The sequence below is a fragment of the Candidatus Liberibacter americanus str. Sao Paulo genome (assembly GCF_000496595.1).
GTDB lineage: Bacteria > Pseudomonadota > Alphaproteobacteria > Rhizobiales > Rhizobiaceae > Liberibacter > Liberibacter americanus.
Genome location: NC_022793.1, coordinates 352,121 through 366,330, shown reverse-complemented (window position 1 = coordinate 366,330; position 14,210 = coordinate 352,121). Strand labels below are relative to the sequence as shown.

Genomic DNA, 14,210 nt, shown 5'->3' with positions numbered 1-14,210 from the left:
CTATGAAACATACAATAAATATGCCTGCTTTATCTCCCACTATGGAAGAAGGAAAATTAGAAAGATGGTCGGTAAAAAAAGGTGACTGCTTTAAACCGGGAGATATTATTTGCGAGGTTGAAACAGATAAGGCGATAATGGATGTCGAAGCTGTAGATGAGGGATGTGTCCATGAGATACTTGTCCCAGAAAAAACGGAACATATTAAAGTAAACACTCCGATACTAACCTTCATTTCCGATGGAGATATAACATCCTCCTCCCTTACTACACCTAAGGTAGATCATATTGAATCAAAAAGTGAATCTTTCACCTCTACTGCTAACTCTAACATTTCTAATATAAAAAAAGCAGAAGATAAGATTGTGCAACACGTAAATCACATAAATTCTTCTCCACTTGCTAGACGTCTTGCAAGCGAATATGAAATTGATCTTGCATCTATATCTGGATCTGGTCCTAACGGAAGAATAATAAAAAAGGATATTGAGCGTTTTATTGAAAATAGTTTTCCTAATAAATATTTATCAGGAATGACGAATCCAGATGTGAAAGAAGCCGAAATATCTTCTGATGATATTAATCATCTATTTGCGAAAGATTCTTATGAAATCAATTATCATAATAATATGCGCAAAACCATAGCTAATCGACTTCTGCAATCTAAACAAAACATACCTCACTTTTATGTTTCTATTGACTGTAATATTGATGACTTGCTCCGTTTACGAGAACAAATGAATGCTAAAGATAAAGTAGATAATGAGGAAAATTATAATAAAATCTCAGTTAATGATATGATTTTAAAAGCATTATCATTAGCAATGATACAAGTGCCAGAAGCAAATGTATCCTGGACCAATAATTACATGATACATCATAAAAATGTTGACATAAGCTTTGCTATAAGCATTCCTGAAGGAATAGTGACTCCAATCATACGCAAAGTAGAACAAAAGAGTATTTTTGAAATTTCATCTGAGGCAAAAGAACTAATCCAGCGCGCTAAGCAAAGGAAGCTTAAGCCAGAAGAATATCAAGGAGGAACAACTACTGTATCAAATATGGGAATGTTTGGTATAAAGAATTTTTCTGCAATAGTAAATCCTCCTCAATCAACTATACTTGCTGTAGGTGCTGGCACAAAGAAACCTATAATTCAAGATGATAAAATAAAAATTGCAACTATCATGAATGTAAATCTATCAGCAGATCACCGTTCAATTGACGGTGCTATTGCTTCAAAATTGTTATCTGTCTTCAAAAAATACATAGAAAATCCTGTTTGGATGTTGATGCAATAGGAATTTGTTACATATTCTTTGAATTTATATTATATTGCTTCAATATAGGAAGTGGAGGAATGGTGTCAAAATCATATGATTTAATTGTTATTGGTGCAGGACCTGGCGGATATGTTTCCGCCATACGTGCAGCACAACTTGGTTTTAAGGTTGCTATTGTGGAATGCGATAGCTTGGGAGGAATTTGCTTAAATTGGGGTTGTATCCCAACCAAATCTCTATTGCGTTCTGCCGAAATACTTGATCACATCAAAAATGCAAAAAAATATGGCTTGAACGTTGATAGCAAAATAGAGGCTAATATTCAAGATATTATAAAACGCTCTCGCAACATTTCAAAAAGATTAAACAGTGGTGTAGAGTTTTTAATGAATAAAAACAAGATAGACATTATTTGGGGAAAAGCAACTTTACAAAATAAATCTGAAATTATAGTAACAAAACCTTCTCAACCACCAGCTCATCCACAACATCCAATGCCCAAAAAAGTTTTAGGAGAAGGCGTTTATACAGCAAATCATATCATTATTGCCACAGGAGCTCGTCCACGAACTATTCCAGGAATAAACCCTGATGGCAACTTAATATGGACATATTTTGACGCTCTTAAAACAACAAAAACGCCAAAATCCCTGATCGTTATAGGATCTGGAGCGATCGGAGTTGAATTTGCTTCCTTTTATAGATCTTTAAATGTTGATGTTTCTATTATAGAAGTAAAAGAACGTATTTTGCCAGCAGAAGATTCAGAAATTTCCAATTTTGTTCAGAAATCTATCCAAGATAAAGGCATAAAAATATTGACAGAATCAAAAGTCTCTAATGTAAAAACGATGAATGATTCAGTATCTATCCAAGTAGAAGATAAAAACGGCGTATGTTCTTCAATGTCAGCAGATAGAATATTATTATCAGCTGGAGTTCAGGGAAATATTGAGAATATTGGGCTGGAAAAATTAGGAATAAAAACCAAAAATGGATGTATTATTGTAGATGATTATGGACATACTAATATTAATGGGATTTACGCCATCGGAGACGTAGCTGGAACTCCGATGTTAGCTCATAAAGCTGAGCATGAAGGAATAATATGTGTTGAAAAAATTGCTGGAATAAAAGATGTACATCCTTTAGATAAAAGCAAAATTCCTGGATGTATTTATTGTAATCCGCAAGTTGCATCTATTGGCCTTACTGAAGAAAGTGCACGAGACAAAGGTTTTGAAATTAGAGTTGGCAAACATAATTTATCAGCAAACGGCAAGGCTGTTAGTCTTGGAGAAGATTATGGAATGATAAAAACTATTTTTAATAAAAAAACAGGTGAATTATTAGGTGTACATATGGTTGGAGCAGAAGTGACAGAAATAATTCATGGTTTTGCTATAGCTATGAACCTAGAAACGACTGAAAAAGAGTTAATGCATACTGTTTTCCCACATCCAACGATCTCAGAAGCAATGAAAGAAAGTGTTCTTGATGCATATAATAGAGTTATACATTCTTAATGCAAATTTAGCTGTTAATAATGTATAAACTATTACATTAGTTAACTTTTTAATCTTATACCAATTGATGTCTATCTGTAGTAGTAAAGATAAATTTATGAATGATATAAAGTATATCATAATTATGTGATTTGAATTTTTATTCTCATTGATAAAACTAAGCTATAGGTTGATTTTTTGTTACAAGAAACAGATCCTTGGTTTATTATATTAAAAAATACTTCGTATATTGGAGGATTTATGGTTACAGTTTTCGACACAATCGGCAATAAAATAAAATCTATGGATGGTGTCAAAAATGCTGAAAACAGGTTTAGACATCCTGAAAAGATGCATAAAGCTGATACTGAGATTATGCATAAACCCGATTGGATTCGTGTTCGTGCCCCTGTATCAATAGGATATAAAAAAACTTACGATATAGTACGATCTAGAAAGTTAACAACTGTTTGTGAAGAAGCTGGCTGTCCCAACATAGGAGAATGCTGGAGTAAAAGTCATGCCACTTTTATGATAATGGGTGCAATTTGCACAAGAGCTTGTACATTTTGCAATGTTGCAACAGGAAAACCAAAAGCAATAGATCCAAATGAAGCTAATAATATATCATTCGCTGTCAAATCTATGAATCTTTCTCATGTTGTTATTACATCAGTAGACAGAGATGATCTTGAAGATGGCGGCGCTCAGCATTTTGCAGAAGTAATCTCTTCTATTAAAAAATCTTCTCCATCCACAACAATTGAGGTTCTAACACCTGATTTTTTAAGAAAACCTAATTCATTAGAAAAAGTAATTGAAGCTAAACCAGATATATTTAACCATAATCTTGAAACAGTTGCTTCTAACTATCTTACCGTACGTCCTGGCGCTCGTTATTTTCATTCCCTACGCATTTTACAACGCGCAAAAGAATTAAACCCAAATATTTTTACCAAATCTGGGATAATGCTTGGCTTAGGGGAAAAAAGAAATGAAATATTACAATTAATGGATGATCTGCGTACTGCAGACGTTGACTTTATAACTATGGGCCAATATTTACAACCAACACGCAAACATCATAAAGTAGAAGCATTCGTAACTCCAGAAGATTTTAAGTCCTATGAAACAATAGCATATTCAAAGGGTTTTTTGATGGTTTCTTCAAGCCCTCTCACCCGTTCTTCATATCATGCAGGAGATGATTTCTTACGTTTGAAAAAATCTCGTGAAAAACAACTTGTGGCTATAAAAAAATAATAGTCTGATTAAAGTTCTTGCATAATTGGAAAAATATAATTTTACCTAATAAGTAATAAAGATTAGAAATTAACTAGTTCATATAATGCATTATTTTACAGCTGATCGTATAGTTGGATACAGTCCAAAACAAATGTTTAACATAGTAGCTGATGTGGAAAAATATCCTGAGTTTGTGCCACTTTGCAAAGAATTAATTATAGATTATCGTGAAAAAATAGATACAAACACAGTTATAATAGCTAGCATGAAAATAAGATACATGGGGATGCAAGAAATATTAGTTACGAAAGTAACAATCAAAAAAGATCAAAATAGAATAGTCGTTGAACACGTAAAAAACCTATTTAATTTTTTAGAAAATCACTGGTATTTTGAAGACAGCCCTAATGGTGGATGCATAGTACATTTCTCTATAAAATACGAATTAAAAAACCGGATATTTGATATGATGCTCAGGAAGATATTTGATAGATCTTTTCGTTATTTTGCAAAAGCATTCGAGAAAAGAGCTCAAACAATATATAATACTATAATGCACCTATCATATAGAAAATAATACTTATAATAAAAAATCTCAGGAAATTTTATAAAAGAGATATAGCAAGATTATAAAATAAGATACAGATAATTATATAATATTGATAATAGATAAGTTTATACATTCTATATTAATTTTCTTTTACGAATTTTAGCTCTTTCCTTATATATAACTTTGGAAATTATATTTCTATCTTCAATTAAACTTGTTACAAGGGCTTTAATTATTTCTTCTTCAAGATAATCAAATGTATCCTTTAATAAAATGTCTATTTTCATAATATAAACCACGCTCTAAAACTTTATCTTATAGTATTATGCCTCTCATAAGAGGATATAGAGCACAATAATGACTATAAATACTGCTTAAAAGGTATTTTTATTATTAAGGTTAAAGGACGCCATATCAAATAATTGATTTGATTAAATAAAAAAGCGTTTATTATTAATTAATTAAAAAATTATTCAGAATAAATAATTCCCCGATAATATCATTTTTTAATTATATACTATAAAAAGTTTATAATAATTTATGGATTATAGGTAATAAATAAAATGATATAGCAAGTTTTAATATTAAATATATCATATAGTGAGCAAAACTATGATAACATAGTGTATATTATACTAAAGCAAGGATATAATATCAAATATCATTAGTAACAATAAAAATATCGTAAGGATAAAAATATCAAATGTTTCGTATATCTTGGACTGAAATATCAATCATTGCTGCCTTATGCATAATATTTTGTATTAATTTTAAAAGTTTATTAACCCTATTACGCAATCCTAAATTTTTATGCGAAAAAATAGGGAGAAACTTTTTAAGTGTTTTTACAGGAGATATGAATGACAGCAAAAAGCAAAAAAGCAAAAAACAGTCAGATAAAATCTTGTCTATTGATGAAGATAATCAAAAACAATAATATGTAATTAATATAAAAAATATCTAACAAATTACTATTTTGAAATCAGTCTTGCCTTATTTAGTGTCCTATTCTATATGATAAACAATAAATTTGATCAGCAAATATTTGTATCCTATGAAAATGGTATTCATCATCAATTAAACAGGCAATATAGTGTTTTATTATCAGATTATAAATAGGAATCTACTATGTTAGACATACAATGGATTCGTAATAATCCAAAAGATCTTGATATAGCTTTAGAAAAGCGCGGTATTGAAAAGCATGCTGAGCACATTGTAAACTTAGACAAAAAGCGTCGTTCTTTAATAAAAAAAATTGAAGAAATGCGTGCCAATAGAAACTCTAATTCTGAAAAAATTGGCCAAGCTATATCTGAAGGTGATACAAATATTATAAATAAACTCAAAGCAGAAGTATCAAATATAAAAGAGCAAATTCTATTATTGGAAAAAGAAGAAAATGAAATAAGTTCATCACTTAATAAAATACTTTCTTATATCCCCAACATCCCAATGGCAGATGTTCCTATAGGCAAAAGCGAAGAAGAAAATGTAATATTACGTCATTTAGAGGCGAAAAGAAAATTTAAGTTTAATCTTGCAAAAAGTCATTTTGAAATCGGTGAAGAACTGGGATTGATGGATTTTGAACGTGCCGCTAAATTATCAGGAGCACGTTTTTCTATATTGACAAATCATCTTGCCCTACTCGAAAGAGCATTAGGTCAATTTATGTTAGATGTTCATACATTGGAGCATGGATATACCGAAGTATCTGTTCCATTGTTGGTGCGAGATAAAGCTATGTATGGAACAGGACAGCTACCAAAATTCAAAGAAGATATGTTTTGTACAAATGATGGACGTTGGCTAATTCCAACTGCTGAAGTTAGCTTAACTAATCTTGTATCAGATGAGATAATTGATATTGATAGATTGCCATTACGTTTTGTATCTTTGACTCCTTCTTTCAGATCAGAAGCTGGCTCAGCTGGCAGAGACACGCGAGGCATGCTAAGACAACACCAATTTTGGAAATGCGAACTAGTCTCTATAACCAATGATGAAGGTTCAATTACAGAACACGAACGAATGACATCATGTGCTGAGAAAATTTTGAAAAAATTAGAGCTAGCTTATCGTGTAGTCTCTATATGTTCAGGTGATCTTGGATTTAGTGCGCGAAAAACATATGACATAGAAGTATGGTTACCTGGTCAAAATCTTTATCGTGAAATTTCTTCTTGTTCTAATTGCGGAGATTTTCAAGCAAGGCGCATGAATTCTAAATATCGTGACATACAAAAGAAGTCTTTGAAGTTCACTCATACACTAAACGGGTCTGGAGTTGCAGTTGGACGTTGCTTAATTGCAATTTTAGAAAATTATCTTAATGAAGATGGATCTGTGACTGTACCAACTGTTTTACAAAAATATATGAATAATTTAAAAGTAATAGAAAAACAATTACCTCTTGGAGTAAATTAATGAGAATATTACTAACTAATGACGATGGAATCAGATCTGAAGGATTAGTCGCGCTGGAAAAAATTGCTAGAAGCATATCAGATGACATCTGGATATGCGCTCCAGAAATGGATCAGAGTTGTCTGTCTAATTCTTTGACAATGTATAAAAGTTTATCCTGTCGTATGGTAAGAGATAGATGTTTTGCAGTAAGAGGAACCCCTGTAGATTGTGTTATAATAGCTCTTCATCAATTATCTGACAAAAAGCCTGATTTAATATTATCTGGAGTAAATATTGGAACCAATACTGCAAATCATATAGCATATTCGGGCACATTAGCAGCTGCATTTGAAGGATCATTACAAGGAATAAGTTCATTAGCGCTTAGCCAAGCCTATGTCGATGAAAAGATGATTCCTTGGGAAGTATCAAAGAAATTTGCCCCTAATATTATAGATCAATTACTTAAGTTAAATGTTCCAAAAACAACTCTATTCAACATTAATTTTCCAAGTTGCAAACCGGAAAAAGTTGTCAAGGCGATAATGACTGAGCAAGGAAATCCATGCTTTTCAATAGATGCAAAAAAAGTTCCCAAAGATTCAGATTTAGCTCATTATAAATTAGAATTTAATGATCATCTAGAAAACCTGTGCAACAAATCTGATGCTTTTGCAATAAAAAATAATATGATATCGATTACACCAATTAAAACTAATATTACCGATTACGATTCCAAAAATAATATTGATATTCCAATTAAGATATAATCTAAAAATAATAAATCATGAATGTTAAAAACTACTTTTACACCCTTGATATGTATATTATTGTGAATTTATCGTCTGTAATTTGATAGTAAAGTTCAACAACAACTATAACAAGGCAATAGTCAATTTCTAACTAGATGTTATAATTAAGTGCAAAATTTTTATGGCAAAAAATATAAATTATATTATTTATTGTAAAATACATCTGCAAAAAATACATAAAATGAAAAAACCATCATAAATGTATAGCAAAATAAATATGATCCTAATATTGTTAAAACCATCTACAGTCATAATGGTAACACGATCAGCAGATTCATTTACGCATAACTAAAAAGTCTTAAATATACTTCTCATGAGATAAAGTTGAAGCTTCACCAGTCTTACTAACAGTAACAAGCACACTATAGCACTAATGTATTTGCCATTAAATATTCTCACAAAAAGGAATTGCATCAATAAAATCATCTTTTATAAACGGCATAATAAAAGCAAAAATAGAACTTTAAAGCATAAAATATTCCTAAATATAGTTTTAGTAATATTAAAATATAAATATGTAATCTAAAATTATATTTTAGATATTCAAACGTTTATAAGCATCTTTTTATAGATATAGATAAAAGTAAAAAATATTTCATTTTTTATAATTAAACATTATTTATAAAAATGGAAATATTTTATATAATATATTAACTATAATTATCATTAAAACACATCAAAGATGATTATAATATTTGTTTTAATGATGCGTGGACTATTACTATCCCTTTATGTTAAATGCAATTTTAATATTGAAGATAAATACAGCGATGGGAAGGCAATAATAGTGAACTTAGTTTGCAAATTCATAAATAGTTTGTATTCGTCTCATACTAATCGCTTCATACAGATAATAGTTGCAATTATATCTATATTTTATAATCAAAATGCATCCGCTGAACCTGTAAAAGATTATAATTCACAAATAAACAAAACTCATCCAAAGCCACAATTTTTATTTGATCTTTATAAAAATTATATAAAACAAAAAGATCAAAAAAAAAAATACATCATATTAAAGAAAAAAGAAAAAATAAAGTTATTACCAAGATAAATACTAAACGAAATAAGAAAAGTAATCATACTTTAAAAAATAACATATATCCATATTTCATGATACCAAGGGCTCGAACAATTAAAAGTACTAATGATCTTGACAATAAAAATAATCCTAAAATTATATCTGATAAAAATCATGTGATAAATAGCTATTCAATAGAAAAAACACCCAATGATATTTCAGATAAAGATCAACAATTTACAAAATATATTTGGCCAATTATGAGTAATAAATTTACCTTTTCTAGAAATAAAAATGGAATAGATATATTCACCCCACCTGATACACAAATAAAGTCAGCAAAAAATGGTATTGTAATTTATGCAGGAAGTGATATTAGAGAGCTAGGAAATACAGTTGTGATATGCCATAATAATTCCATGTCAACCGTATATGGTCATTTAAATGCTATATATGTTAAAAAAGGACAAAAGGTTATCAGAGGACAAACGATTGCACTTTCAGGAAATAGTAAAAATACAAAAAAACCTAAATTGCATTTTGAACTTAGAAAAGATATTGTAGCAATAGATCCCCTAGAATATCTCGATCCCAAGCATAACTTGAAGTAAAATTAAAAATAATATTGCTTGTAATTTTACAATATTATAAATTAAGTATTTTTGAGTTTACTATTTTTAAGTTATAAGTATTATAAATATATTGATAGACAAGATAAAAGATTAATACTATGATATCAGTCATTTAACACAATAGATCATGCTGAACAAATGGTTTTTTCTTGCATATTCTTTTTTTTATTTTGATAGAGATTTTTTATGAATTTTTCTGATATTGGCCTAAGCCAGAAAGTTGTTTGTGCTGTATCAGATGCAGGATACATTCATCCAACCCCAATACAAGCTAAAGCTATTCCTTTAGTTCTTCAAGGACACGATGTATGCGGAATAGCGCAAACGGGTACAGGTAAGACGGCATCTTTTGTATTACCAATGCTTACACTGCTTGAAAAAGGTAGAGCTCGTGCTCGTATGCCTAGAACCATTATATTAGAGCCTACAAGAGAACTTGCCGCACAAGTTGCAGATAATTTTGAAAAGTATGGCAAAAATTATAACTTGAATATCGCTCTTCTAATAGGTGGATTTCCTCTTGAAAAACAAAATAAAAAATTAGATAGAGGCGCTGATGTATTGATATGCACTCCAGGTAGGGTACTTGATCATTTCAATCGAGGAAAATTGTTAATGAACAATATTGAAATACTGGTGATTGATGAAGCAGATAGAATGCTTGATATGGGCTTCATTCCAGATATTGAAAATATTAATAACTTAATACCTTTTACACGCCAAACCCTGTTATTTTCAGCAACAATGACAGAAGAACTTCAGAAAGTATCTCGTAAATTTCTTCAAAATCCCAAATTAATTGAAGTTAATTCACCATATTCTACTGCTGAAACCATAGAACACTGCTTTGTTGCAACACATAATCAATACTCCAAAAAATATCAAATATTGCAGCAATTAATTCGCGATCAAAATGAAATTAAAAATGCGATTATATTTTGCAACCAAAAAAAAGATGTGATATCCCTATTCCACTCGCTTGAGAATGATGGTTTTTCTGCGTGCTCCATTCACGGCAATATGGATCAAAGATCACGCATGAGAATATTAAATAGCTTTAAAGAAGGAAATATTAAGCTAATGGTTGCCTCTGACTTGGCTGCAAGAGGACTTGATATTCCCGATGTTGGACATGTATTCAATTTTGACGTTCCAACTCGTGCTGAAAATTATATCCACCGAATTGGACGCACAGGACGCGCTGGACGCACAGGAAAAGCTTTTACACTTGTAACAAATGAAGACGATAAGTATGTTACTGACATTGAGGATCTTATAGAAAAAAAAATTGGATGGCTAAATGGAGATCTATCAAGCTTATCCTCGACTTCAGAAAACAAAGAAAAAACAAAACAAAAACGTTCTAAAACAACAAGAAAACCCTCATCTATTCCTCACATAAGGAAAAAACAAGCTATATATAAATCATCAAATAGCCACTTAAAAACAAATTTTTCAGAAACAGGATGCAATAATAATAATCAAGAAAATGAAGTTGATTGTATAGGGTTCGGAGAAAATATGCCTGATTTCATGCAAGACAGGGCAAATAAAAATTGAGCATTACTTCTCACATAATTATAATAAAAATCAAAAAAATCTAAAAAATTTTATATGATTTAACATCATAAAATAAAATTTACTTTAATCCCAGATATCATATGAATCAATTTATGTTAATCTTTATATAGTTGACGAAAATAATGATTTTATCAAGGAAAACAAATAGTATTAAAAAAGAAGAAAATCCAAGATGCCTGTATAATGAAGCAGAATTAGAACAAATATTATATCGTTTTTCTTTAAAGTGGCCCTCTCCAAAAGGTGAATTGGATTATATAAACCACTTCACATTATTAATAGCGGTATTACTTTCAGCTCAATCCACAGATGTTATCGTCAATAAAGCAACGAAATCACTATTTGATATAGCTGAAACACCAGAAAAAATGCTTTCACTCGGAGAAGAAAAAATTCGCAATTACATAAAAACTATCGGAATATATCGCAACAAAGCAAAAAATATTATTTCTTTATCTAATATTCTCATAAATAAATTTAACAGCAAAGTACCACAAAACATGGAAGAATTAATGATACTTCCTGGAATAGGCAGGAAAAGTGCTAATGTAATTTTATCAATGGCTTTTGGAATGCCAACAATTGGAGTTGATACTCATATATTTCGTATTGCTAATAGAATAGGATTAGCACCAGGCAAAACCCCTGATAAAGTAGAAAACTCATTGATGAAAATTATTCCTAAAAAACATATATATCACGCTCACTATTGGCTGGTACTACACGGACGATATACTTGTAAGGCTCGCCAACCAAAATGCCAATTGTGTATAATATCTGATATATGCAAACAAACACAGTTTAAAAAATAATTTTCAAATAATATCCCTATGTGGAATTAAAAGAGTTTAATGCCAAAATATTATAACTATCAGTCTATCATAATTTTTAGTATCATATAATCAAAACTAATATTTAGCATAATCTTACCAATGGAATATAAAAAATTGCTAATAAAAATACCAAGTTTCATATTTATTTTATAAACTCAATATACTGCCATATTGATATTAAATATTACAAAAACATAATGAATTACAGTTTTTTAATTATAATATAATTGAAAAACTAAAATATAATATATTTATATTGATATAAAAACTAGCATAGTAATTTTTTATAGATTTTTTTCAAAATATATGCCAATGTGCTATGATTATATCGTATTTAATTTAAGAATTATACAAAAATGTATGGCATCATAGATTGTTTATTATATGCCTATATAATAGGAGGCTAATTATGGAAAAATCAATAAATATTAGCAAAAAGGCTTCTATTCCCTTATATAAACATCTTTATCTGCAAGTGGTTATAGCAATTATCACTGGAGTTTCACTGGGCTATTTTTATCCGCAGATAGGCATACAAATGCAGTCTTTAGGCGAAATATTCATTAGTATAACAAAAATGCTTATAACGCCTGTGATATTTCTTACAGTTGCAACTGGTATTTCTCGTATGACCAATATGCAAGGGGTTAGCAGGATATTCTGGAAGTCAATGCTAGTATTTTTTATATGTTCAATGTCTGCACTTATTATTGGATTGTTTGTAGCAAATATAGCAAAGCCAGGAGCAGGAATGAATGTAGACTTGAGATCGCTAGATACGGAAATGAGTAATTCTGGGAATTACTCAAAACATGAAGAAACTTTTATAGGATTTATAAAAGGAATTATTCCTAAAACTCTTCTAAGCGCTTTGACATCTGGCAATATATTACAAACATTATTCGTAGCTTTATTATTTGGAATTTCTCTATCTTTAGTTGGAGAGAAGTCAAAAAATGTTAGGAATGCTTTGGAAGAAATGAATTTGCCTGTTTTTAAAATGGTATCGATACTAATGAAATTCGCTCCTGTAGGTGCCTTTGGATCTATGGCATTTACAATAGGGAAATATGGCTTATCTTCAATTTCCAACCTTATTTATCTAATAGTTTGCTTATATGCTACTTCTGCATTCTTTATTTTAATTATTCTAGGAATTGTAGCAAGATTATGCAATTTTTCTGTAATGAAATTAATATTTTATTTGAAGGATGAGATACTTTTGGTTTTTAGCACATCCTCATCAGAATCTGCATTGCCAGGATTAGTGAAAAAAATGGAAGAAGTTGGATGCCATAGATCAGTTGTAAGTATTACCGTTCCTACCGGTTATTCTTTCAATCTAGATGGAAGCAACATTTACATAACACTAGCAGCATTATTCATAGCACAAGCAACTAATATTGCCCTAAGTATAGAAGAACAAATATCTCTGCTTTTAATTGCAATAATTTCATCAAAAGGAGCAGCAGGAGTAACAGGAGCTGCATTTACAACATTAGCAGCAACTATAACTATGTTCCCAACATTGCCTATTGGAGGGATGACATTAATTTTGGGAGTAGATAGATTTTTATCAGAATGTAGATCTGTAACAAATTTTATTGGTAATGCAGTTGTTACAGTGGTCATAAGCAAATGGGAAAATAAAGTAGATCAAGATACATTAAATAAACATATAGGCATAAAATAAATATTTATTATTTAGGAGTTATTTTTCAAAATATAATCTTAGAGAATGTCATTGCTTCGTGTTATAATTTAATGAAATGTAGCCATAACTTTAAGAACGTTACTTATTTATCGTAAATATTTTTTATAATAAATATTAATAAAATTTTAATATTTAATAAACTCGTAATAAGATTTATTACTTATCTGCAATCATCAGCTAGACGCTATAATAGAAAACAATTCAATTTTATAGAATAAGTTAGTTAGATATAAATCATACTCTTAATCAATAAGAATATAAAAAACTTAATTAATCACGGCTAAATAAAACAGCCAGACATATAAAAAATATAACAAATAATAATAACAATATTTAATTGTAAACTGATGATATAGATAGATAGATAGATAGATAGATAGATAGATAGATAGATATTACGCATATATAATGTATATTTTAAGGATGAAACAACAAAAAATAAATTAATTATATAATAAAAAGATATAAAAAGTCATTGTTATTGATTATCAATATGTAAAAGTCCAGAAAGACAATTAAATGAAGAAAAAGATAAAAAACAAGAGCTAAACGTGACGTTGAAGCTGAGCAAAAACGTCTAGAAGATGAATCTGAAGCTGAATATAAGGCCGAGTAAAAA

At 29.7% G+C, this 14,210-nt stretch carries 11 protein-coding genes; all 11 read left to right on the top strand.

From position 1 onward, the window contains the following. The first annotated feature begins 2 nt into the window (after positions 1-2). The 11 genes from LAM_RS01560 (at position 3) to dctA (ending at position 13,570) form a co-directional block, all read left to right on the top strand. On the top strand, positions 3-1,304 hold the full coding sequence (locus LAM_RS01560; RefSeq protein ID WP_007556946.1) for a pyruvate dehydrogenase complex dihydrolipoamide acetyltransferase: 1,302 nt from the start codon (positions 3-5) through the stop codon (positions 1,302-1,304). Between the two features lie 62 nt (positions 1,305-1,366). After that, positions 1,367-2,812: a dihydrolipoyl dehydrogenase gene (lpdA, locus tag LAM_RS01555; RefSeq protein WP_007556945.1), complete on the top strand. Its 1,446-nt coding sequence runs from the start codon at positions 1,367-1,369 to the stop codon at positions 2,810-2,812. Positions 2,813-3,052: 240 nt separating this feature from the next. Beyond that, positions 3,053-4,054, top strand: coding sequence for a lipoyl synthase (gene lipA, locus LAM_RS01550; protein WP_007556944.1), 1,002 nt, complete (start codon positions 3,053-3,055; stop codon positions 4,052-4,054). Between the two features lie 85 nt (positions 4,055-4,139). After that, entirely contained in the window at positions 4,140-4,613 is a 474-nt protein-coding gene (locus LAM_RS01545; protein WP_007556942.1) for a type II toxin-antitoxin system RatA family toxin, read from the top strand. A 676-nt stretch (positions 4,614-5,289) separates the two neighbouring features. Then, the gene (locus tag LAM_RS01540; protein ID WP_007556941.1) at positions 5,290-5,523 is read left to right on the top strand and encodes a hypothetical protein; all 234 of its coding nucleotides are present in this window, start codon (positions 5,290-5,292) and stop codon (positions 5,521-5,523) included. Positions 5,524-5,714: 191 nt separating this feature from the next. Next, a complete protein-coding gene (gene serS, locus LAM_RS01535) occupies positions 5,715-7,016 on the top strand; it encodes a serine--tRNA ligase (protein ID WP_007556939.1) in 1,302 nt (433 codons plus the stop codon). Beyond that, positions 7,016-7,768, top strand: coding sequence for a 5'/3'-nucleotidase SurE (gene surE / locus LAM_RS01530; RefSeq protein ID WP_007556938.1), 753 nt, complete (start codon positions 7,016-7,018; stop codon positions 7,766-7,768). The genes serS and surE overlap by 1 nt, the downstream gene beginning before the upstream one ends. Positions 7,769-8,923: 1,155 nt before the next feature. Next, entirely contained in the window at positions 8,924-9,442 is a 519-nt protein-coding gene (locus LAM_RS01520) for a M23 family metallopeptidase (RefSeq protein ID WP_041185273.1), read from the top strand. A 207-nt stretch (positions 9,443-9,649) separates the two neighbouring features. Beyond that, a complete protein-coding gene (locus LAM_RS01515; RefSeq protein ID WP_007556936.1) occupies positions 9,650-11,023 on the top strand; it encodes a DEAD/DEAH box helicase in 1,374 nt (457 codons plus the stop codon). 143 nt (positions 11,024-11,166) lie between these two features. Then, the gene (nth, locus tag LAM_RS01510) at positions 11,167-11,856 is read left to right on the top strand and encodes an endonuclease III (RefSeq protein ID WP_007556935.1); all 690 of its coding nucleotides are present in this window, start codon (positions 11,167-11,169) and stop codon (positions 11,854-11,856) included. A gap of 430 nt (positions 11,857-12,286) precedes the next feature. Next, positions 12,287-13,570 (top strand): C4-dicarboxylate transporter DctA, encoded by a 1,284-nt coding sequence (gene dctA / locus LAM_RS01505; RefSeq protein ID WP_007556934.1) that lies wholly within the window; start codon positions 12,287-12,289, stop codon positions 13,568-13,570. Positions 13,571-14,210: the final 640 nt, after the last annotated feature.

What these genes read in the sequence shown, in the direction of transcription:
- lipA (WP_007556944.1), top strand. Translation starts at nt 3,053, where the DNA reads ATGGTTACAGTTTTCGACACAATCGGCAATAAAATAAAATCTATGGAT.
- nth (WP_007556935.1), top strand. Translation starts at nt 11,167, where the DNA reads ATGATTTTATCAAGGAAAACAAATAGTATTAAAAAAGAAGAAAATCCA.
- LAM_RS01545 (WP_007556942.1), top strand. Translation starts at nt 4,140, where the DNA reads ATGCATTATTTTACAGCTGATCGTATAGTTGGATACAGTCCAAAACAA.
- serS (WP_007556939.1), top strand. Translation starts at nt 5,715, where the DNA reads ATGTTAGACATACAATGGATTCGTAATAATCCAAAAGATCTTGATATA.
- LAM_RS01560 (WP_007556946.1), top strand. Translation starts at nt 3, where the DNA reads ATGAAACATACAATAAATATGCCTGCTTTATCTCCCACTATGGAAGAA.
- LAM_RS01520 (WP_041185273.1), top strand. Translation starts at nt 8,924, where the DNA reads ATGATACCAAGGGCTCGAACAATTAAAAGTACTAATGATCTTGACAAT.
- LAM_RS01515 (WP_007556936.1), top strand. Translation starts at nt 9,650, where the DNA reads ATGAATTTTTCTGATATTGGCCTAAGCCAGAAAGTTGTTTGTGCTGTA.
- dctA (WP_007556934.1), top strand. Translation starts at nt 12,287, where the DNA reads ATGGAAAAATCAATAAATATTAGCAAAAAGGCTTCTATTCCCTTATAT.
- surE (WP_007556938.1), top strand. Translation starts at nt 7,016, where the DNA reads ATGAGAATATTACTAACTAATGACGATGGAATCAGATCTGAAGGATTA.
- LAM_RS01540 (WP_007556941.1), top strand. Translation starts at nt 5,290, where the DNA reads ATGTTTCGTATATCTTGGACTGAAATATCAATCATTGCTGCCTTATGC.